Annotated in this window: 18 protein-coding genes; 7 read left to right on the top strand and 11 right to left on the bottom strand. The window is 69.3% G+C overall.

The features are described 5' to 3' along the window. Window positions 1-34 precede the first annotated feature (34 nt). Window positions 35-3,208, bottom strand: coding sequence for a nitrate- and nitrite sensing domain-containing protein (locus ABD817_RS19055; protein ID WP_344919318.1), 3,174 nt, complete (start codon window positions 3,206-3,208; stop codon window positions 35-37). Between the two features lie 499 nt (window positions 3,209-3,707). Here ABD817_RS19055 and ABD817_RS19050 point away from each other — a divergent pair, with 499 nt between their 5' ends. The 5 genes from ABD817_RS19050 to ABD817_RS19030 all read left to right on the top strand — a co-directional run bounded on the left by ABD817_RS19050 (window position 3,708) and on the right by ABD817_RS19030 (window position 8,179). After that, window positions 3,708-4,694, top strand: a complete 987-nt coding sequence (locus ABD817_RS19050) for an ABC transporter substrate-binding protein (RefSeq protein WP_344919317.1) — start codon at window positions 3,708-3,710, stop codon at window positions 4,692-4,694. Continuing rightward, window positions 4,691-5,479 carry an ABC transporter permease gene (locus ABD817_RS19045; RefSeq protein ID WP_344919316.1) on the top strand — a complete coding sequence of 263 codons (789 nt, stop codon included), beginning with the start codon at window positions 4,691-4,693 and terminating at the stop codon, window positions 5,477-5,479. Before ABD817_RS19050 ends, ABD817_RS19045 begins: the two co-directional genes overlap by 4 nt. After that, window positions 5,479-6,270: an ABC transporter permease gene (locus ABD817_RS19040; protein WP_344919315.1), complete on the top strand. Its 792-nt coding sequence runs from the start codon at window positions 5,479-5,481 to the stop codon at window positions 6,268-6,270. Before ABD817_RS19045 ends, ABD817_RS19040 begins: the two co-directional genes overlap by 1 nt. Before the next feature lie 9 nt (window positions 6,271-6,279). Further along, window positions 6,280-7,062: an ABC transporter ATP-binding protein gene (locus tag ABD817_RS19035; protein ID WP_344919314.1), complete on the top strand. Its 783-nt coding sequence runs from the start codon at window positions 6,280-6,282 to the stop codon at window positions 7,060-7,062. Window positions 7,063-7,174: 112 nt separating this feature from the next. Then, window positions 7,175-8,179: a methyltransferase gene (locus tag ABD817_RS19030; protein WP_344919313.1), complete on the top strand. Its 1,005-nt coding sequence runs from the start codon at window positions 7,175-7,177 to the stop codon at window positions 8,177-8,179. 528 nt (window positions 8,180-8,707) lie between these two features. Here ABD817_RS19030 and ABD817_RS19025 read toward each other — a convergent pair. The 6 genes from ABD817_RS19025 to ABD817_RS19000 form a co-directional block, all read right to left on the bottom strand. After that, window positions 8,708-9,247 (bottom strand): GTP-binding protein, encoded by a 540-nt coding sequence (locus ABD817_RS19025; RefSeq protein WP_329091233.1) that lies wholly within the window; start codon window positions 9,245-9,247, stop codon window positions 8,708-8,710. Window positions 9,248-9,254: 7 nt separating this feature from the next. Continuing rightward, the gene (locus ABD817_RS19020; protein WP_344919312.1) at window positions 9,255-9,653 is read right to left on the bottom strand and encodes a DUF742 domain-containing protein; all 399 of its coding nucleotides are present in this window, start codon (window positions 9,651-9,653) and stop codon (window positions 9,255-9,257) included. A gap of 9 nt (window positions 9,654-9,662) precedes the next feature. Continuing rightward, window positions 9,663-10,085, bottom strand: a complete 423-nt coding sequence (locus ABD817_RS19015; protein ID WP_344919311.1) for a roadblock/LC7 domain-containing protein — start codon at window positions 10,083-10,085, stop codon at window positions 9,663-9,665. Continuing rightward, window positions 10,082-13,036, bottom strand: coding sequence for a nitrate- and nitrite sensing domain-containing protein (locus tag ABD817_RS19010; RefSeq protein WP_344919310.1), 2,955 nt, complete (start codon window positions 13,034-13,036; stop codon window positions 10,082-10,084). The genes ABD817_RS19015 and ABD817_RS19010 overlap by 4 nt, the downstream gene beginning before the upstream one ends. A 197-nt stretch (window positions 13,037-13,233) precedes the next feature. After that, window positions 13,234-14,640: an aminobutyraldehyde dehydrogenase gene (locus ABD817_RS19005; protein ID WP_344919309.1), complete on the bottom strand. Its 1,407-nt coding sequence runs from the start codon at window positions 14,638-14,640 to the stop codon at window positions 13,234-13,236. A 34-nt stretch (window positions 14,641-14,674) separates the two neighbouring features. After that, a complete protein-coding gene (locus tag ABD817_RS19000) occupies window positions 14,675-15,946 on the bottom strand; it encodes a glycosyltransferase (RefSeq protein WP_344919308.1) in 1,272 nt (423 codons plus the stop codon). A 124-nt stretch (window positions 15,947-16,070) separates the two neighbouring features. Here ABD817_RS19000 and ABD817_RS18995 point away from each other — a divergent pair, with 124 nt between their 5' ends. Beyond that, entirely contained in the window at window positions 16,071-16,679 is a 609-nt protein-coding gene (locus ABD817_RS18995) for a TetR/AcrR family transcriptional regulator (protein ID WP_344919307.1), read from the top strand. Here the strand turns inward: ABD817_RS18995 and ABD817_RS18990 are convergent. From ABD817_RS18990 to ABD817_RS18975, 4 genes are read right to left on the bottom strand one after another with little or no spacing between them, the layout of a single operon-like run. Next, window positions 16,673-17,698, bottom strand: coding sequence for an ABC transporter ATP-binding protein (locus ABD817_RS18990; RefSeq protein ID WP_344919306.1), 1,026 nt, complete (start codon window positions 17,696-17,698; stop codon window positions 16,673-16,675). The two genes, ABD817_RS18995 and ABD817_RS18990, sit on opposite strands and share 7 nt — an antisense overlap. After that, complete coding sequence (locus tag ABD817_RS18985) at window positions 17,698-18,471, bottom strand: ABC transporter permease (protein ID WP_344919305.1); 774 nt, start codon at window positions 18,469-18,471, stop codon at window positions 17,698-17,700. Before ABD817_RS18985 ends, ABD817_RS18990 begins: the two co-directional genes overlap by 1 nt. Further along, on the bottom strand, window positions 18,464-19,345 hold the full coding sequence (locus ABD817_RS18980; protein ID WP_344919304.1) for an ABC transporter permease: 882 nt from the start codon (window positions 19,343-19,345) through the stop codon (window positions 18,464-18,466). Before ABD817_RS18980 ends, ABD817_RS18985 begins: the two co-directional genes overlap by 8 nt. Then, entirely contained in the window at window positions 19,342-20,469 is a 1,128-nt protein-coding gene (locus ABD817_RS18975) for a polyamine ABC transporter substrate-binding protein (protein WP_344919303.1), read from the bottom strand. The genes ABD817_RS18980 and ABD817_RS18975 overlap by 4 nt, the downstream gene beginning before the upstream one ends. A gap of 313 nt (window positions 20,470-20,782) precedes the next feature. Between ABD817_RS18975 and ABD817_RS18970 the strand changes: the two genes are divergently transcribed. Next, a complete protein-coding gene (locus tag ABD817_RS18970; RefSeq protein ID WP_344919302.1) occupies window positions 20,783-21,766 on the top strand; it encodes a hypothetical protein in 984 nt (327 codons plus the stop codon). The last annotated feature ends 31 nt before the right edge of the window (window positions 21,767-21,797 follow it).

Genomic DNA, 21,797 nt, shown 5'->3' with positions numbered 1-21,797 from the left:
GTGTCATCCTCCTTGGCGACCATGATGAGCTCGCTCACCGGTCCTCCTTGTTTCCTTCAACGTCCCGGCCGAAGTCGGGATACGGCCGCCCGTCTCCGGCTCCGCCTCTGGCGGCCGCGCGCCCCTGCCGTACTCCCTGCTGGAAGCTCGCCAGCCTGTTGCGCACCGCCTCCGGGGAGACGGTCGGCCGGTGCACGGGAGTTTGGGGGGCCGCGCTCAGGTCGGGCGCGGCCGTACCGGGTACCAGGTTCGCCTTGGGCACCCGCTTGGGCAGCCCGGAACCGGTGATCCCGCCGAGTGAGGGTTCGCTGGCGGCCTTGGCCGCCTGCCAGCCCACGTCCGCGGGCGAGGACCAGCCGCCGCTCCCCTGCGCGGGGGCGGCCGGCTGCGAGAGCTGGACGGTCTCCTGGACGGCGTGGACCTCGGGGACCTCCTCGACCCGCTCCTGGACGGCCGGGGCCGGCTCGACCTTCTTGAACCAGTCGGACTCGACGGCCGCGAAGATCGGCAGGAACTCCTCCTTCGCCTCTTCCATGGGCGAGGAGTCGGGGATCACCGGCAGCGGGCCGGTGTTGTCCGCCGGGTCGAAGGGGCGTCGCCCGAAGGAGCCGGAGTTGCCGGTGGACGGCCATCCCCCGGAGTCGCCGCGCGAGGAGGTCGACCAGACGTCGGAGCCGCTGTCCCTGCTCTGCTGCTGCCCGCCGGGCCAGACGGGGGCGTCGCCGCGTGAGGGCGCGCCCTGGCCTCCGGACCACATCCCCGCGTCGCCGCGAGGTCCGCCCTGTCCCTGCCGCCATCCGGAGGGGTCGGGCTGGGCGGCGTTCGGCCAGCCGTGATGGGGGTCGGCGCCGGGCGGTGGTACCTGTCCCGGCCAGGGGGTGTCGACGGGCGCCTGCCCGAACTGGCCGCCGCCGAAGGGAGGCTGCGAGGCCTCGAAGGAGTTGAACTGCTGCCCCAGGTCGAAGGAGGCGAACGAGTTCTGGTGGGCGGCCTCGAAGGAGGCGAAGGACGGTATCGGGGGGGCGGTGGGGCTGGCCAGCACGGGCGGGCGGTCCATGGAGGCCATGGATCCGGCCCAGTCGCCGCTCTGCATGCTGGGGGTGGGCCCGCCCGGACGGTTGGTGACGGCGAGCAGGTTCTCAGGGAGCAGGACCATCGCGGTCAGGCCGCCGCTGTCCTGCTGCCTGAGCTGGACGCGGATGCCGTGCCTCAGGGCGAGGCGGCCGACCACGAACAGGCCCATCCGGCGGGAGACGGAGACGTCCACCACCGGCGGGTTCGCCAGCCGCCAGTTGGCCTGGGAGAGCTCCTCGGCGGTCATCCCGATGCCGATGTCGGTCACCGAGACCATCACTCCGCCGCCGTCGATGCGGTTGCTGGAGACGATGACCTTGGTCTCGCGGGGGGAGAAGGAGATCGCGTTCTCCACGAGCTCCGCGATCAGGTGGACGACGTCGTTGACGGAGGTGCCCGCCACGGACACGCCCGCGGACAGCTGCAGGTCCACCCGCTCGTAGTTCTCGACCTCCGACAGCGAGGCGCGGACCACGTCGATGAGCGGGACCGGCTGGCTCCACCGGCGGGCGGGTTCCTGGCCGGCGAGGACCAGGAGGTTCTCGGAGTTGCGGCGCATGCGGGTGGCGAGGTGGTCGAGACGGAAGAGGCTGCCGAGCCGGCCCTCGTCCTGCTCGCCCTGCTCCAGGCTCTCGATGAGGGAGAGCTGGCGCTCGACCAGGGTCTGGCTGCGCCGGGAGAGGTTGACGAACATCGAGTTGACGTTGCTCCGCAGCGTGGCCTCCTGGCCCGCCAGTCGCACGGCCTCGCGGTGGACCTCGTCGAAGGCCCGCGCCACCTCACCGATCTCGTCGTCGGAGGCGACGCCGATCGGGGTGATGTCGGTGGTCGAGACCTCGCCGCTCTCGCGCATGCCCTGGACGGTCTCGGGAAGACGCTGGCCGGCGATGGACAGCGCCTCGGTGCGGAGCCTGCGCAGCGGCCTGACCAGCGACCGCGCCATGACGGCGGTGACGATCAGGACGAGGAGGAGGAGCAGCCCGCTCAGCCCGGCGGCGATCAGCGCGCCGCGCTGCTCGGACGCCTGCAGGACGCTGCTCTGCATGATGAGGGTGTTGGCGACCTGCTCCTCCACCGTGCGCATGCGCTCGATGACGTTGCTGGAGGCGTCGAACCAGGTCGACTGGTCGCCGAGGTCGCTTCGGGAGACGTCGACGTTCCTCAGCGGCAGGCCGTTGAGCGCCATGAAGACGGCGCGGGCGCGCAGGGCCGCCGCGCGGTCCTTCTTCTGGCTGCTGACCGTGTCGTCGTAGAGCTGCCGCTGTTCGATCGACGCCTCGGAGCGGAAGGTCGCGAGCTCTCCCTCGAACTGCGCGCGGGCGGCCAGCATGGCGTCGAGGCCCTCGGCGCTGAACTCCCTGACGGCGAGGGCGACGGCGAGGTTCGCCCGCTCCCTGGACGCCTGTTCCTTCGCCCTGGTCAGCGCGGCGAACGCGGCCGCGCCGCCGGTGAGGTCCTGGTCGGAGACGCCCTGGATGATCTCGTCGTGCAGGGCCAGCAGGTCCGTCATGGTACGGGAGTACATGGCGATCGTGGGCTGGGCCGGCAGCTGGGTGGCCGTACCCGCGGCCAGTTCGCGCACGCTCTTGATCTCGTCGATACGGCGGCGGATCTGGGTGAGCTCGGTCTCGCCCCGGGTGCCGAGGGACTCCAGGAGGCCGCTGTCGGCCATGGCGGCGTTGAGGCGGGAGCTCACCTGCCCGACGACCTCGTCGACCTCTTCGTACTGCTTGCGCAGGTTCGCCCTGCCGGTGGCCGGGCGGCCCTGCGCCACGTGCCGGGCCGACAGGTCCCGCTCAAGCTGCAGTTCGTCGACCAGGTCGCTGAGCCCGGCGGCGAGTTCGGCGGTGACGCGCACGCGCTCGTACTCGGCGGCGCTGCTGATCGAGCTGGTGACCCGCAGGCCGCCCAGCACGATCGCGGCGACCGTGGGAATGACGATGAGCGCGATGAGCCGCGATCTCACCCGCCAGTTCTTGAGCGCTAGCTTGCCGCCGTTCCTCGCGGACTTCTCGGAGTCGCGACCGTCGAGGTCCTGACCCGGGCCGCTCTGCGGCCGCCCCCCCTGGTTGTCGAATCCCAGGGCAGGTGCCAGCCCGGATTCGCGTTCGCTGGGGATTGACGCTGTCCTCACTGGCCTCCGCTGCCTCTCCTCGGATCGTCTGCTTGGAGGGGATCGCGTCACGCAATGATGTGCGAGTGACGCCGACGCATCCATGGGGTAGGGGTTATTGGAGCACAGCCGGATCAGTTCGGCCAACAGCACATAACTCGCATTCCTCACTTAACGGGTACACCACACCCGCAACCGGGCGACGACTCTCCGTCCTGTAACCACAAACTTCCGCAAAGTTGCCAAACAGATTTATTGACATCTTTCGCGACGCCCGCTACGCCGGTCCATCTTGCGATTGATACGGGTGTGGCAAGTGGGTCTCCTATGGCCGTTTTGTTACTTCGGGGCGATAGGGGCAAAAGGGGTGATATTTGTAATTTGACTGATCTACTCCGCTACTCTGATCCGCGGTCGGCATACCCCCCTTGACCAACATGCCTCCCGGGACCCCCTCCATGTCGCCCGATGAGTTACCGCGAGTTCCGGCAGGGGCGGTCAAACGCAGCTAAGGAGACCCATGAGGTTCAAACTTGCGAGCCGGGCCGTCATCGCAGGAGTGGCCGCCGCCCTCGCGCTGAGCGCCTGCGGAAGCTCTGACACCCCCGCTGACACCACCTCCGCGAACGCGGGCGGCCTTGAGAAGGCCAGCATCAAGATGGGAGCGCTGCCGATCCCCGACTCGGCCGCGCTCTACATCGCCAGAGACAAGGGCTTCTTCAAGGCGGAAGGGCTCACCGTCGAGATCGAGCCGGTGCCCGGCGGCGCCCAGGCCCAGCAGTCCCTCATGGGCGGCACCCTGGACGCCACGCAGACGAACTACGTCTCCACCTTCCTCGCCGTCTCCAAGGGCCAGAAGATGAAGATCATCTCTGACCTCTACCAGGCCGCCCCGAACTCGTTCAACCTCATGGTGCCGAAGGACTCCGGGATCAAGACCCCGGCGGACCTCAAGGGCAAGAAGATCGCGGTCAACAGCAAGCAGAACATCGGCACCCTCGCGGTGACCACGGTGCTCAAGACCCACGGCCTCACCGAGAAGGACGTGGAGTTCGTGGAGTTCCCCTTCCCCCAGATGGGGGCCCAGCTCGCCAGCAAGACCGTCGACGCCGCCTGGATGACGGAGCCGGCCCTGACCGCGGCGCAGAAGACCATCGGCGCCCAGAAGCTCGCCGACACGATGGTCGACTCCACCGCCGACTTCCCCATCGCGGGAGTGGCCGTCACCGAGAAGTTCGCCACCGACAACCCCAAGACGGTCGCCGCCTTCCAGCGGGCGATCGCCAAGGCCCAGCAGATCGCCGCCACCGACCGCAAGGCCGTCGAGGAGATCCTGCCGACCTACACCCAGATCGACGCGGCGACCGCGGCCGTCATCACGCTCGGCTCCTTCCCCACCAGCCTCGACGAGACCCGTCTGCAGCGGGTCGCCGACCTCATGCTTGAGCAGGGCTACCTCACGAGCGCGATCGACGCCAAGACCATCCTCCCCGGAAACCTCGGGTGACACGGCGCAACCCGCTCGACAGCAGACTGCTCTGCGGCGCCCTCGGCGTCGCGGGGCTGTTCTGCGTCCTGGAGGTCGCGGGGCGGGCCGGGCTGATCGACCCGCTCGCGTTCCCGCTGGCCTCCACGGTGCTCGGCCGGGCGGTCGCTCTCGTGACGGACGGGGAGTTCCTCTCCGACGTCGTCTCGACCCTCGGCGCGTGGGCGACCGGGCTGCTGCTCACGGTCGCGATCGCGGTGCCCGCCGGACTCCTGCTCGGCAGCCTGCCCCGCGTGGAGAGCGCGCTGCGGCCGATCGTGGAGTTCCTGCGCCCCATCCCGTCGATCGCGCTGATCCCGCTGGCACTCGCGGTGTTCTCCGACCGGTTCGACATGAAGGTCACCCTGGTCGTCTACGCGGCGACCTGGCCCATCCTGATCAACACGATGTACGGCCTCAAGGACGTCGACCCGCTCGCCAAGGAGACGCTCCGCAGCTTCGGGTTCGGGAAGCCGGCCGTGCTGTGGCGGGTCTCCCTGCCGAGCACCGCGCCCTTCATCGCCACCGGGGTCCGGCTGGCGTCGGCGATCGCGCTCATCGTGGCGATCAGCGCGGAGCTGCTCGGCGGCGGCACCGACGGCATCGGCAGCTACGTCCTGGAGAGCGCGGGCGGCGTGGACGCGACGCAGTACGTCATCGCCGCCGCCATCTGGGCCGGGGTCATCGGCGTGGTCACCAACGGCCTGTTCGTGCTCGCGGAGCGGCGGCTCTTCCGCTGGCACACCGCCCGTACGGAGGTGGTGTGATGAGCGGCCCGCTGCGTGTCGCCGGACGGTTGTGGCCGGTTCCTGTCATCGTGGCGCTGTGGGAGCTGCTCACCCGCTACCTGGAGATACTCAGCTTCCCGCCTCCGTCGCAGATCGCGGCCAGCGCGTACACGATGTGGCTGACCGGCCCCGCCGAGCGGCTCTGGCTCACCGAGGCGGCGCTGGAGAACATCCCCGCGAGCGTCGGTCGGCTGCTGGCCGGGTGGGTGCTGGCCGGAATCGTCGGGATCACCCTCGGGGTCGCGCTGGGCCGCTCCCCGCTGCTCTTCCGCCTCATCGACCCCCTGGTGCAGTTCGCCCGCGCCATTCCCCCGCCCATGCTGCTCGCGTTGTTCCTGGCGCTGTTCGCCATCGGCCCCCGGATGCAGATCAACTTCATCGCGTTCGGCATCGTGTGGCCGATCCTGATCAACGCCTGCGAGGGGGCCAGGCACGTCGACCGCCAGCACCTGGACACCGCGAGCGTCTTCGGGCTGACGGGCCGCGAGCGATTGTTCCGGATCATCCTGCCCTCGGCCATGCCGAAGATCTTCGCCGGTCTCCGGGTCAGCCTGTCGCTGGCGCTGATCCTCATGGTGCTCTCCGAGCTGATCGGCAGCACCGACGGGATCGGCTACCAGCTCCTGGACGCCCAGAGGTCGTACGACTTCCCCGGCGTGTGGGCGACCATCGTGGTGCTCGGCGTCCTGGGATACGCGCTCAACTCGGCGTTCCTGGCGGCCGAGCGACGTGTCCTGTCCTGGCACCGATCCGCCAAGCAGACGACCTGAGGACCCGCTGTGCTCGAAATCACGAACCTTTCCCACACCTACGGCAGCGGGCCGACCGCGCACAACGCGCTGGGCGGCATCAACCTGAAGGTCGCCCAGGGCGAGCTGGTGTGCGTCGTCGGCCCCTCCGGATGCGGCAAGTCCACCCTGCTGCGCTCCATCGCGGGACTCATCCGGCCCAGCGGCGGCCAGGTCACGCTCAACGGCACCCGCGTGGAGCGGACACCCGACAACCTGGCCGTGGTGTTCCAGGACTACAGCAGGTCCCTGTTCCCCTGGATGTCGGTGGCCGACAACGTCTCGCTCCCGCTGCGCCGCAAGGGCCTGGACAAGCCTCGGCGCAAGCAGGCCGCGCTGGAGGCACTGGAGGAGGTCGGGCTACAGGGCGCCTCGGCCAAGTACCCGTGGCAGCTCTCCGGGGGTATGCAGCAGCGGGTGTCCATCGCCCGCGCGCTGGCCTACCGTCCCGCCCTGCTGCTGATGGACGAGCCCTTCGGCTCCGTCGACGCCCAGACCCGCGAGGACCTGGAGGACCTGACCCTGCGGGTCCGCGGCCTGCACAACATGACCATCGTGCTGATCACCCACGACATCGACGAGAGCGTCTACGTCGGTGACCGTGTCGTGGTCCTGTCCAAGTCCCCCGCCGGGATCGTGGGCGACCTGCGCGTGCACCTGCCCGGCCCGCGCGACCAGATCACCACCCGCGAGCACCCCGACTTCGTGCACCTGCGCGCCGAGGTCGGCCGTCTGGTACGCGGCATGCGCAGCCCGTCGACCTCGACTCCCTGAGAACTCCTGAGCTCCTGAGAACTCCCGAGAACTCCCGAGAACTCCCCGAGACGAAACCACCTCCAGAAACACGGCTCCCTCCGGACCGCACGCCGGAGAAGAGAGGATTTCCATGAGCGACCCACAGGCACCGGTCTGGGATGCGATCGGCGGTGTCTCCCGTTTCGCCGCCCTGGCCACGATGGCGGAGCTGGGCTGCGCCGACCACCTGCGAGACGGCGCCCTCACCGTCGACGAGCTCGCGCTGCGCTGCGGCGCCAACGCGCCCGCGCTGGGCAGGGTGCTGCGCCAGCTCGCCTCCATGGGCATGGTCGCGACGGCCGCGCCCGGCACGTACGAGCTGACCGAGGCGGGTGCCACCCTCGGCGCCGACACGCCCGGCTCGCTGCGCTCCGCCGTCCGGATGATCGCCGAGGACGGCTTCTGGTACGGCATGGGCAAGGTCCAGCAGACCGTACGCACCGGGAGGTCGGGCTTCGTGGAGCGGCACGGGCCGCTCTACCGCTACCTCGGGGCCAACCCCGAGGCGGGCGCGCTGTTCGACGACTACATGGTGGTCAGGGCACAGCCGTTCGCGGACGCCGTGGCCTCCCGCTACGACTTCTCCGGCGTGCGGACCCTGGTGGACGTGGCCGGCGGCAAGGGGCACATCCTGGCCGCCGTACTGAAGGAGCACTCAGATCTCAGCGGGGTGCTGTTCGACCAGGAACGCGTGGTCAGCGGGGCTCGCGAGTTCTTCGCCGACGCCGGTCTTGAAGACCGCTGCAGTTTCGCCGCCGGCGACTTCTTCGTCTCCGTGCCCGCCGGAGGGGACGCCTACCTGCTGAGCAGCGTGATCCACAACTGGTCCGACGAGGACTCCGTACGGATCCTGCGCAACGTCAGGGAGGTCATCCCCGACGACGGCCGGGTGCTCATCGTGGAGTTCGTGGTCCCGGACGACGACCGGCCGCACATCAGCAAGGACGTCGACATGCGGATGCTCGCCCTCTTCGGCGAGGGCATGGAGCGCAGCACCTCCGAGTACGCGGAGCTCCTGGGCAAGTCCGGTTTCCAGCTCAACCGGCAGATAGAGCTTCCCGGCGGTTCCTCCATCGTCGAGGCCCTGCCGATGTAGGAATCGCGAACAGCGGCGGCCGGTGGCGTGGGGTTCACGCCACCGGCCGCCGCTGTTTCATGCGCCTTTCACACGAAGCCGCCTTCACCCGCAGCCACCTTCACACGAAGCCGCTTTCGCACGAAGCCACTATGAAGTCGCCTTCACGGATCGGTTTTCGCACAAAACCGGATTCGCGCCGGTCCGATTTCCCCGGCCCACCTTTCGCACAAAACAGAAATGACCACCGTGAAATCGGTGGCCATATGATCGATTACCGCCGCGCGCCGCCGGAGTTCCGGACAAAATCACGCGCCTTCGATCGGGCGCGCAACGCCCCCGCGGCCGGAAAACTCATCGCGCGTATCTCCGCCCCCACCGAATTCGATGGCTTTAGGACATGCTTTGTCAGCCGATTTCGGGTGGGATTATCAGAGGTGAGCTTTGCGAACGGTGAATGTCCCCGCTCCGGAGACCCGCGACGCCACCCCCGGCCGGAGACGGCTGTGGGCCCCGTCCCTCCAGGGACGGGGCCCACACCGTGTGACGTCAGACCCTGAGCGTCAGGACGTGCTCGACCAAGGTGATCAAGGTCGACTTCACGGCGTCGCGGGACCGGGCGTCGGTCCGGACGACGGGGATGTGCGGGGAGATCGTCAGAGCCTCCCGCACCTCCTCCTCACCGTGGACGTGCGATCCGCCGAACCCGTTGAGGGCCACGACGAACGGCAGGCCGGCCTCCTCGAAGTAGTCGATCGCCGGGAAGCTGTCGGCCAGCCTCCGGGTGTCGACGAGCACGATCGCACCGATCGCGCCCTTCACGAGGTCGTCCCACATGAACCAGAACCGGTGCTGACCCGGCGTACCGAACAGGTACAGGATCAGATCGCGGTCCAGCGAGACCCGGCCGAAGTCCATCGCGACCGTGGTGGTTCGCTTTGTCGGGATGTGCGAGAGGTCGTCGACGTCCGCACTCGCCTCTGTCATCACCGCTTCCGTGGTCAGCGGCATGATCTCGGAGACCGCACCGACGAAGGTCGTCTTGCCGACACCGAACCCGCCGGCAACGACGATCTTCGTCGACGTCATCCCGGCGTCAGAGCCTGCGAAGCCCACTGAGCACCCTTTCAAGCAAATTGAGATCCGGCTTACCCGCATCCAGCGACGGCTGGTGGATCTGCACCAGGCCCTCGGCCGCCATGTCCGCGATCAGCACCCGGGTCACGCCGAGAGGCATGCGCAACAGGGCGGAGAGCTCGGCAACCGAGCGCACCTGCCGGGACAGCGAGATGATCGCCTGATATTCCGTGGAGAGCGTGGTGGGATCCACGCCCGCGAACGTCGCCGAGGAAACCAGCGCCTCGAGAGCGAGCTGCATCCGAGGAGCGGTCCTGCCCCCGGTCACAGCGTACGGGCGAATCAAACGATCTCGCCCGCTCTTGGCCTGGGGCGCGCCCAGAGATTCCTCCGGGCCGCGCCAACCTGGTGCGTCCATATCACCCCCCTATCGCTGAGCCGACTGCAGCTCGGCCCGGAGCGCAGGCGTAAGGGCCTGGCCGGCACGTTCTGCGAGCAGTGTCATCTGGTAGGCCACGAGGCCCATGTCGCAGTCCGGCGAGGCCAGCACGGCCAGCGCGGAACCATCGCTGATCGACATGGTCAGCAGGAGGCCCCGCTGCATCTCGATCACCGTCTGTGCCACAGGGCCGCCCTCGAACACCCGTGAGGCACCCTGGGTGAGGCTGATCAGACCGGCCGTGATCGCGGCGAGCTGGTCCGCCCTGTCCTTGGGGAAGCCCTGGGAGTAGGCCAGCGGGAGCCCGTCCGCGGAGACGATCACCGCGTGCGCCACCCCGGGCATCTCCTTGACGAACTCGGTGATCAGCCAGTTGAAACCGCGAGCGGCCTGGCTGAGTTGGTTGTTCACTGCTGGTTCTCTCCCTCGACGGCGTTGGCGCGCTCGCTCATCTCAGCGCGTCCCTGCCGTACGCCTTGCTGGAAACTGGACAGACGGCTGCGCACCCGTTCCGCCGAGATCGGCGGCATCGGGGGGGCCGGAGCCGCCGGGGCCGACGAGGCTGCTCCGGGCACGAGGTTCGCCTTGGGCACCCGCTTGGGAAGGCCCGCTCCGGTCATCCCGCCCTCCACGGGCTTCTTGGCGACCTCGGCGGCCGCCCAGCCCTGGTCGGAGGGGGTGCTCCACGGCTGCCTCTCTGCCGCGGGCTCGGCCGGCCTGAGCGGCTGCGCCTGCGGCTGTCGCTGCGGCAACGGCTGCGCCTGCTGTTGAGGCGGCGGCGTCCGCTGCGGCAACGGCTGCGCCTGCTGCTGGGGCGGCGGCGAGGAATGCGTGATCTGCGGGATGTTCTGGGTCTCCAGCCCCTGCGGACCCCGCCTGACCCGCTGCTCCAGCGGCCGTGGCCTGACCTCGGCCACGGGCTCGGGAGCGGCCTCCCGCTCCGGCTCGGGCTCGGGAGTGGCGGACGCGCCGCTGCGGAACCAATCGGATCCCACCGCCGCGAAGATCGGCAGGAACTCCTCGGGCTCCGGTTCCGTCGGCGGCACCTCGACCACGGGAAGGGCCTGGGTGTTCTCCACCGGTTCCAGCCGGTGCGGCGTCCAGGGGTCGATCGCGGGCGGGTCCGGCCAGGCCGAGGGGAACGACGGCGGCGCGGTCGACGCCAGCGGGGACGACCACAGGTCCTCCACCGCCGAGGCGGGCACCACGGGGCCCGACCACAGGTCCCCGGACGTCGGCGCGGGCACCTGGGGAGGCGCCTGCGTGGGCGGCGTCCCGAGACCGGCCTGCGGCCGGCCGCCGCGCCCCATCCCGGTCCCGAACGGGTCCGGGTTCGGGGCGGAGCCGAACGGGTCGGGGTTCACCGAGGCGAACGGGTCCTGGTTGGACATGGAGCCGAACGAGTTCGACGGGCCGCCGAAGGAGCCGGACTGCATGCCCTGGCCCGACAGGGCCAGCTCGGGCATCATCGTGGACTGGGCCACCACCTGCACCGGCAGGAGCACGACGGCGCTGAGGCCGCCGGTCTCCGGGCGCCTGAGCTGGACCCTGATGCCGTGGCGCATGGCCAGGCGGCCGACCACGAACAGGCCCATCCGGCGGGAGACCGACAGGTCCACCGCGGGAGGCTCGGCCAGGCGGCGGTTCGCCTCGGTCAGCTCCTCGTCGCTCATGCCGATGCCGGAGTCGGTGACCGCCAGGATGACGGCGCCCATCTCGTTGCCGTTGCTGGTCACCGTGATCTTGGTGTCCTGCGGCGAGAAGAAGATCGCGTTCTCGACGAGCTCCGCGATCAGGTGGACGATGTCGTTGACGGCCTGGCCGATGATCGAGATTCCCGACTCGACCCGGAGGTTGACCCGCTCGTAGTTCTCGACCTCCGACAGCGAGGCGCGGACGACGTCGCTGAGCGGGACCGGCTCACTCCACCGGCGGCTCTGCTCCTGGCCGGCGAGGACCAGGAGGTTCTCGGAGTTGCGGCGCATGCGGGTGGCCAGGTGGTCCAGCTTGAAGAGGCTGCCCAGCCGCCCCTCGTCCTGCTCGCCCTGCTCCAGGTCGTCGATGAGGTCGATCTGCCGTTCCACCAGCGACTGGGTGCGGCGGGAGAGGTTGACGAACATCGCGTTGATGTTGCTACGCAGGCGGGCCTCGTCACCGGCGAGCCGGATGGCCTCGCGGTGGACCTCGTCGAAGGCTCGGGCCACTTCCCCGATCTCGTCGCGGGAGGCCACTCCGATGGAGGGCACCTCGACCTGCGGGGTCTGGTCTCCGGACTCCCGCAGCACCCGGACGGTCTCGGGCAGCCGGGTGTCGGCCACCTCCAGCGCCTCGCTGCGCAGCCTGCGCAGCGGCCGGACGAGCGTACCGGCCACCCAGGCGGTGATGAGCAGGATCAGGACCAGCAGGACCAGGATCGAGGCACCGGAGATCACCGCGCTGCGCTGCTCGGCGCTCTCCATCTCCTGGCTGCGGGAGACGACCGCGGACGCCAGGCGGCGCTCGACGGTCCGCATGCCGTCCACGGTCGAGGAGGAGGCGCCGTACCAGGTGGTGGCGCTCACGAGCCAGCCTCGGCCGATCCGCTCCAGAGGCTTGTTCTCGCGCATGAGGGACATGACGAGGGCGCGCATGGAGTCGGCCTGGTCGACCCTGGGGCCGCTGACCGCGTCGCGGAAGGCCTTGATGTCGTTGGCGGAGGCGGTGGCGCGGAAGGAGTTCTCCTCGCTCAGCTGGCTCCGGTACGCGCCGAGGAGGTCGGCGGGGTCGTCGAAGTCGAACTTGCGGTCCAGGAAGCTGACCAGGAGGGTGCCCCGCTGCCTGGCGACCTGCTCCTTGGCCCGGGTCAGCGCGCCCAGCGCGAGCGCGTCCCCGATGAGGCGTTCGTCGCCGCCACTGCGGCCCAGGTCGTCGTGGAGGGTGGTGAAGTCGGTGATCATCCGCGTGTACATGCCGAGGGCCGCGCGGGGAAGCACGCTTCCCTCGGCCATCAGCCTGCGCAGGCCGGGGAGCCCGTCGAGCCAGCGGCGGATCTGGGCGACCTCGGTGCGGACGCGGGTGGCCTGCGACGCGTCGAGGGCGTCCATCGCGGCCAGCGCCTGGGCACTGCTGCGGTCGACCACCTCACGCTGTTCCGTGACCTTGCCGAAGTTGGTGCGGTTGGTGAGGGCGATCCACCAGGCGGTGAGGTCGCGCTCCTCGGCCATCTCGTGCGAGAGGGTTCCGAGCGACTCGACCAGCGAGGCGACCTCGGTCATCCGGCGGTACTCGTTGGCCGTGGACAGGGCCGTGGTGAGCTGGAGGCCGGTGAGGAGCACGGCCGCGGCGGTCGGGAGCAGGATCAGCGCGACCAGACGGGGACGCACGCGCCAGTTCGCCGGCAGGAGTCGACTGCCCACCCCTGACGCGCGGTGGCTCCGGCGGTCTTGTGTCATCACTGGCCTACGTAACCCCTCGCCGGATTTGGAAGCGGCGGAAGCAATTTGAGCACATCCTTTATGTCACTTCGAATGGAGTAAGTGCCGACATATCCCCATAAAAGGGACATACAGCGCCAAAGCGTTTAGGCTGGCCGGAAGGAATCCCTCACCTCCGGAGCCTGGTGCTTGATCATCAGGTGGCGGGTCACAGAATATTCCTGAACCGCCTCCTGACTCATATCCTTGCCGAAGCCGCTTCCCTTGACCCCGCCGTGCGGCGCCTCGGACGCGATGGGCAGATGGTCGTTCACCCAGGTCACTCCCACGTCGAGCCGATGCGAGACACGCAGCGCCCTCGCCACGTCCCTGGACCAGACCGAGGAGGCCAGCCCGTAGGGGGTGTCGTTGGCCAGCCGTATCGCCTCGTCCTCGCCATCGAAGGGCAGCGCCACGAGTACCGGGCCGAAAAGCTCACCCTGAACGATCTCACTATCCTGGGCGGCGCCGGAAATCAGGGTGGGCGGATAGTAGAACCCGGGCTCTTCGAGCGGGACACCGCCGTGGAGCACGGAGGCGCCCTCGGCGACGGCCCGCCCGACGAAGCCGTGCACGCGGTCGCGGTGCCCGGCGGAGATCAGCGGGCCGATGTCGGTGGCCGGATCCCAGGGGTCGCCCACCGTGATCTGGGCCAGCGTCGCGTGGAGCGCCTCGACGGCCTCGTCGTACACGTCGCGGGAGATGTAGACGCGGGTCGCGGCGGTGCAGTCCTGGCCGGTGTTGTAGGTGGCGCCCATCGCGACGCCCCTCGCCATCTCGGCCAGGTCCGCGTCGCCGAAGACCAGCGCCGGGGCCTTGCCGCCGAGCTCCAGGTGGACCCGCTTCAGGGAGCCGGTGGCGCCGCGCATGACGGCGCGGCCGGTCGCGGTGGAGCCCGTCACGCTCACCATGTCGACGCCCGGGTCGGCGACGAGCGCCTCGCCCACCTCGGCGTCGCCCAGGACGACCTGGAGCAGGCCGTCGGGCGCGCCGGCGCGGGCGAACAGCTCCGCCATCCTGAGCGTGGTGCCCGGCGTCTGCGGGGCGGGCTTGATGACCACGGCGTTCCCCGCCGCGAGCGCGGGGCCGATCTTCCACACCCCCATGACCAGGGGGAAGTTCCAGGGAGCGATCGATCCGACGACCCCTACCGGGCGCCGTACCAGCACCGAGGTGTAGCCGGAGCTGAACACCCCCGCGCCGGTGCCGTCCAGCGAGCGGGCCGCACCGGCGAAGAAGCGGAGGTTGTCGGCCGCGAACGGCAGCTCGCCGTCACGGAAGACCGCCGCGGGCTTGCCGGTCTCGATGACCTCCAGCCGGGTGAGCTCCTCGGCGTCGGCCTCGACGAGGTCGGCGAAGCGCAGCAGCACCCTGGAACGTTCGGCCGGGGTCACCGCGCTCCACTCCTCGAACGCCACGCGGGCCCGCCGCACGGCGGCGGCCACCCCCTCGATCGAGGTCTCGGCCACCTCCCGCAGGAGGTCGCCGGTCGCCGGATTGATCAACTTGCCCATCGGACTTCCCTTGTCGTGGTGATGCGGAGAGCCGTCAGGCGCCGGCCCGCTCGATCAGGTCGGCCGCCCTGCGCAGGCCGTCCCGGCCGCGGATCTCCTCGCCCGCGGCGGCCAGGCGCTCGCGGAGGGCGGTGTCGCCCAGCAGCCGCTCCAGCGCGCCGGTGAGCTCCTCGTCGGAGAAGGCGTAGGTGGCCAGGCGCACGCCGTAGCCGAGCTCGTGGACGCGCTGCGCGTTGTCGTACTGGTCCCAGAACAGAGGCAGCAGGATCATCGGCTTGCCGAAGTGCAGCGCCTCGGTGGTGGTGTTGTTGCCGCCGTGCGTGATGACCAGGTCGACCAGCGGGATGATCTTCGTCTGCGGGACGAACTCGGCGCCCCACATGTTGCCGGCCAGCTTGATCTCCTCGTGCAGCGGGCCCTTGGAGACGATGAAGCGGTACGGGGTGGTGGCCAGCACGTCGACGACCCGCTGCATGAGGCCGACGTCCGCCGAGCCGAGCGAGCCCAGCGAGAAGTAGACCAGCGGCCCCTCCTGCCCGGCCAGCGACTCGGGGAGCTCGAACTCGCCGTCGGTCTCGCGCACCGAGGAGTCCAGGCGGTGCCAGGAGTCGCCCAGCGGGCGGGCGTCGGTGTAGTCGGCGATCTCCGGGAAGACGTACAGGTTGAGGTCGCCCTCGTGGATGAAGTCCAGGTCGGGCAGCGGGCGGGCGCCCTGCTCGACGACCCACTCGTTGAAGGCGGTCCAGATCTCGCGGTGGGTGCGGTCGTACTCGGCGTTGAAGGCGCCCCACTCGGAGCGGTCGTCGGCGGGCAGCCCGGAGAAGACCGGGGCGACGCCCTCGCCGCGCACCTCCAGCGGGTTGCAGGACACGATGCGGACGAACGGCTTGCCCGCCGTGAGCAGCGCCGGGAAGGTGATGACGTTGTCCTCGACGATGACGTCCGGCTGGACGCGCTCGATAATCGCCTTCAGCTGAGGCTCGCAGTACTTGGCGCCGTCGATAAGCGCGTCCCAGATCGGCTTGGTCACCGTCTCCAGCTGATCCAGGGTCGACTTCCGGTATTCGGGGGCGGTGTCCCTGATGAAGTCCTTCCAGAACTGTCCGGCGTCCTGCTCCTCTTCGGAGGGAGGCGCGAGATCGACGAGATCCTCCTCGAATCCGAGGGCCGTCAATTTCCCCTTCCAGGAGGCCTCAGCTGCGAAAACGACTCGATGTCCGCGCTTGCGAAGAATGTCACCGATGCCGATGCAGTTGTTCGTGGGCCCGTAGGCACTCTCCGGCATGAACAGGATCGTGAGAGACATCACGCCTCCTTGCGTCTAGAGGTTGCGGCTTTGAGGAACAATTCAATTCTCGGCTGGCAAAAACGCTGAGAAAAGGACACTATGGACCCCGGCACAGAGCGTGGTTTTCAACGAGCGGGGGAATATGACGCGCAAGGGACGGGCGGACCGGCGCCTGGATCTCATCGCGGCCGCACACCGGGCGATCATCCGGCACGGCACCGAGGGGGTGCACCTCAACCACGTCGCCGAGGAGGCCGGCCTCACCTCCGGAGCGGTCCTCTACCACTACCCACGCCTCAGCGAGCTGCTCGTCGACGCCCACCACGCCGGGATGGAGCGCTTCTACGAGCAGAGACTCAAGCGGATCAGCGGTATGCGCGACCCCGCGGAGAAGCTCGTCGTGACCATCCGCTCGGGGCTGCCGCACGGCCCGGACGACCCGGACGTCCGGCTGCTCAACGAACTCGGCGGCGCCGCGCCCCGCAACAGGATGTACGCGCTCCTGCTGACCACCCTCTACGACCGTCAGGTCTCGCTCTACCAGAGCATCCTCGACACCGGGGCCGCCCTGGAGACCTTCAGGCTGTCGGGCGACTCCCTGCTCATCGCCCGCAACCTGGTCGCGCTCGAGGACGCGTACGGCTATCGCATAACGGCCCGCCACCCGGTGATCGGCCCACAGGAGGCGGCGGAGCTCATCCTCGACTACGCCAGGACCGCGACGGACAACCCGCTCAAGTCTTCTCATTGAGGGATCAGCACTCCGTCGCCGTCGGCCCAGCCGAGCGCGACGAGGGAGCCCGCCTGGACCTGGGTGGCCCCCGGGGTGGCGACCAGGACGGGGGTGGCACGCCCGCCCACCTGGACCGACACGTGCGAGACGCCGCCGTAGAAGCTCACGTCGACGACCTCGCCGCGCAGCACCCCCTCGCTACCCAGCCTGAGCCGTTCCGGCCGGACGGCGAGCAGCGCGGGCGTGCCGTCGGGCAGGTTCGAGACCCCGGGAAGCAGACCGAGCCCGTCACCGGCCAGGCCGACCGAGCAGGCCCTGCCGGGAAAGAGGTTGTTCGCCCCCACGAAGCCGGCGACGAACGGGGTGCGCGGGCGCTCGTACAGCTCCATCGGGGCGTCCACCTGCTCGACCGACCCCGCGTTGAAGACCGCGATCCTGTCGGCGAGCGACATCGCCTCCTCCTGGTCGTGGGTGACCACGACGAAGGTGATGCCGACCTCGTTCTGCAGCCGCTTGAGCTCCAGCTGCATCTCCGCGCGCACCTTCTTGTCCAGCGCGGACAGCGGCTCGTCGAGCAGCAGCAGGCGTGGCCGCTTCACGATCGCGCGGGCCAGCGCGACCCGCTGCCGCTGGCCGCCGGACAACTGCTGGGGCCTGCGCCCGGCCATGGCGTCCAGCCCGACCTTCTCCAGCACCTCGCCGACCCGGCGGCGGATCTCCGCCCGGCCCAGCCGCTCCCTCTCCAGGCCGTACGCGACGTTCTTCGCCACGGTCATGTGCGGGAACAGCGCGTACGACTGGAACATCAGGTTGACCGGGCGGCGGTGGGCCGCCCGGCCGAGCAGGTCGTCGCCGTCGAGGGTGACGGAGCCCTCGTCGGGTGACTCGAAGCCCGCCAGGATCCGCAGGAGCGTCGTCTTGCCGCAGCCGCTGGGGCCGAGCAGCGCGAAGAACTCGCCCTGCCGGATCTCCAGGGAGACGTCCGACAGCGCCGTGACGTCACCGAACCGGCGGCTGACACCTGTGATCTTCAGCATTAGGACAGCGACTCCGTCAGTCGGGTCATCCGCTGGGTCACGATGACCGCGGTGAAGCTCACCAGCAGCAACAGCGTGGCCAGCGCGTTGATCTCGGGGGTGACCCCGAAGCGGACCATTGAGTAGATGACGATGGGCAGGGTCGGCGTGGTGGGGGCCGCCGTGAAGAACGCGATGACGAACTCGTCGACCGAGAGGGTGAACGCCAGCAGCGCGCCCGCCACGATGCCCGGCGCCAGCTGCGGCAGCGTGACCCGCAGGAACGTGGTGAACGGCGTCGCCCCCAGGTCCCTGGACGCCTCCTCCAGCGAGGTGTCGGCGCCGGTGAGCCGGGTGCGGACCACCGCGGTCACGAACGCCATGCCGAACACCGTGTGGGCCAGCAGCACCGAGTGCAGCCCGAGGGTCGACCTGATCGTGGCGTAGAACACCAGCAGGCCGATGGCGAGCACCAGGTCGGGCAGGACCGCGGGCAGCACGCCGAGCGCGTCCAGCGTCCGCGACCTGGTGTGCCGGGCCAGGCCCACCGCCAGCAGGGTGCCCAGCACCGTGGACAGCACGGTGGAGCCCGCGGCCACGATGAGAGTGTTGACCAGCCCCTCGCGGATCTTCTCGTCCCGGGCGAGGACGCCGTACCAGTCCAGGCTGAAGCCCTCGTAGACGTAGGGGGACTCACCCGAGTTGAACGACATCACGACGAGCACGACGATCGGCGTGTACAGGAAGACGTAGGCCGCCCAGAAGGGGACGTACAGCAGGCGTGATCTACGCACGTCGGGCACTCCAGGCCTGCAGGAGCAGCAGGACGATCAGCACGGCGATCAGCGCCAGCGCGAGGGTGGATCCGAACGGCCAGTCGCGCGCCTTGAGGAACTGGTCCCTGATCAGGTTGCCGACCATGATGGAACGGCCGCCGCCGAGCAGTTCGGGGATGACGAAGTTGCCGAAACTCGGCACGAAGACGAACAGGCAGCCGGTGAGCACCCCCGGCAGGGTGAGCGGCAGCGTCACCGACGCGAACGTGCGCGCGGGTGAGGCGCCGAGGTTGGCCGAGGCCTCGCGCAGCTGCGGGTCGAGCTTCTCGATCGCCGCGTACAGCGGCAGGACCATCAGCGGCAGGTACGAGTACACCAGGCCGGTGACGATGGTGCCCTGGTTGTAGAGCAGCTCCAGCGGCTCGTCGATCAGCCCCAGGTCCAGCAGTGTGCTGTTGACCAGGCCCGGACCGCTCAGCAGGATGATCCAGGCGTAGATGCGGATCAGGAAGTTGGTCCAGAACGGCAGCACGATCGCCACCAGGGCGATCGTCTTCCACTTCCGCGGGAGCTGGGCGATCAGGTACGCCGTCGGGTAGCCGATCAGCAGGGCGACCAGGGTGGCGATCGTGGCCAGCTTCAGCGAGCCGAGCACGATCTCCAGGTAGAGCGGGTCGAGCAGCCGGGCGAAGTTCTTCCCGGTGACCTCGTAGACCACCCCGCCGAACCGGCCCCTGCGGAACACCGTGAAGCTGAGGAGCAGGGCGAGCGGTATCAGCAGGAGGACGAGCAGGTAGGTCAGGCCGGGCCCCAGGAAGACGAGTCCTCCCAGGGCACGCGACCGGCGCGCCCGCGATCTCGCGGACGCGCCGGAAACGGTGGAACGTGTCACTGCTTCGCCGTGACCTCGGTCGCGAGCTGGGTGAACTTGGCCGAGTCCTCGCCCAGGTCGATGATCGACTCACCCTTGAGCAGGTCGGAGGGGGTCATCTGCAGCGGGGCGTTGTCAGCCTTGAGCTTGGGGTCCATCGCGTCCATCGCGGCCTTGTTCGGGACCTTGTAGAGGATGTTCTCCGCGGCCCAGGCGTGGACCTTCGGGTCCAGGATGTAGTTGATGAAGGCGTGCCCCGCCTCCTTGTTCTTGGAGGACTTCAGCACGACCATGGTGTCCACCCACAGGTCGCTGCCCTCCTTCGGGATCACGAACTTGATGTCCTTGTTGGTGGTCGGGCACCAGCCGTCCCACGCCTCGACCATCACGGCCTCGCCGCTCTTGAGCATGTCGCCGAAGGTGACGTCCTCGTACTTGAGCAGCTTCGGCTTGGCCTCCTCCAGCTTCGCCTTGACCTTGGCGATCTCCTCGTCGCTCCTGGTGTTGACCGAGTAGCCGAGCGCCTTGATGGCGGGAAGTGCCAGCCAGCGCTCGGTGGTCATCATGGTGACCTTCTTGAGCGCGTCGGCCGGCGGGTTGAGAATATCGTTCCAACTCGTCGGCGGGGTCTTCACCAGGTCGGTGCGGTAGCAGATGCCCGTGGTGCCCCAGGTGTAGGGGACCGAGAAGACGTTGCCCTTGTCGTAGGACAGTTCCTTGGCCTCGGGGTAGAGGTTCGCGAGGTTCGGGATCAGCTCGGGGTGGATCGGCTCCAGCAGCCCGGCCTCGTTGAGGGCCTGGGCGTACTGGCCGGAGACGAAGGCCACGTCGAGACCGGTGTCGGCGCCGCTGGTGAGCTTCGCCATGATCTCCTCGTTGGTGGCGTGCTCCGTCACCTTGAGGGTGGTCTTGAGCTTGTCCTTGATCCGCTGGGTCAGGTCAGGGGGCGTATAGCCTGTCCAGACAGAGATGGTGACGCTCTGCTTGGAGAGATCGGCGTTGGGGTTGAGCTGCGCCGCCGAGGCACTGGCCGCGGGCGCGGCAGCGGTGTCCGCGGCCTCCCCGCCACATGCCGAGACTGCGAGCGCGAGACCGGCGGCCAGGACGGCGGCCGGAAGACGACGGGTGTACCGAGTGCGGGACACGGCCGCTACTCCTTCAGAATTCAGTGTAAGTGGGGTAGACCGGCCGTAAGGGACACGGCAGACCAAAGCAGGAGTGTTGCAGTCAACATTAACTTGAGCAAGACTTCCCCCGACATCACCACTGGAAAGTTTGATCCGTTTGCTAAATCCTGCTTCAATCTGGGACCGGATCGACACGGTTCCCCGGGCCGGCGACGGGCGGACCAGTGAGCTCGTCGAGGCTCTGAGCTGCGAGGCTCCCGCCCCATTCGGGGTTCGCCGATTCCACTCGCTCCCCGCGGCGATCACTACTCTTTTCTCAATCGACACTCAATTGTCATCGACCGGCGGGGCCGTCCGGAGCGCCGAGCGGGGGTTCGAGGTCGACCAGACCAACCATTCGGTGGTCGTCGGCGAGAGGGTCGTCGTGAAATGGCTCACCCCGCCCGCGCCGCTCCCCCAGCCCGCGCCCGACGTGTTCGCGCACCTGACGTCCGTCGGCTTCACCGCGACCGCCACGCCGTACGCGGCCGTCTCCCGGCGCGCCGACGACGGCTCCGAGCTGCTGCTCGCCCTCGTCACCGCGTACCTGCCCGAGGCCGCCGACGGCTGGGAGTGGTGTGTGGACGAGGCCGTCTCCGGCGGCACCTCCTTCGCCGCCGGCCTGGGCGTCCTCGCCGCCGACCTGCACGCGGCGATGGCCACCCCGTCCGCGACCTTCCCCTCCCCCGTGAGACACGCGGGTCCCGTACGGGCGGGCGGGAACCCGTGGTCGCTCCGGGCGGGCGAGGCGCTGGAGGAGGCGCTGGCGCTCACCGGCGGCGAGGACGGCGACTGGCTCGCGCGGCGCGCGGGCGTGCTGCGCGCCGAGCTGGCGCCCCTCGCCTCCGCGGGGGTCACCCCGCTGATCCGCATCCACGGGGACCTGCACGTCGGCCAGATCCTGCGCTGGCGGGACGGCTACGCGGTGATCGACTTCGACGGTAACCCGACCGTCGCGGGCGCCGACCCCTTCCAGCCCTCGGCCCGCGACCTCGCCCAGCTCACCACGAGCCTCGAACACGTCGGCCAGGTCGCGATCAGGCGCCGCGACGCGGATCCCGAGGTGATCGCCGGATGGGCCGCCACGGCCCGCGCGACCCTGGAGTCGGCCTACCTCGGGCGGCTGGACGAGCTGGGCCACGCCGCGCTCCTGGACCGTTCCCTGCTGCGCCCGTTCGAGATCGAGCAGGAGTGCCGCGAGCTCGTCTACGCGGCCAGGCACCTCCCTCGCTGGCGCTACGCCCCGATGGGCGTGCTGCGGTCCCGATACCGGTGAACCCGGCACACTCGACGAACCCCACGAAGGA

The organism is Streptosporangium oxazolinicum, from assembly GCF_039537505.1.
Lineage (GTDB): Bacteria > Actinomycetota > Actinomycetes > Streptosporangiales > Streptosporangiaceae > Streptosporangium > Streptosporangium oxazolinicum.
Note: the sequence above shows the minus strand (reverse complement) of the source record. Positions and strands in the feature narration are given on the sequence as shown.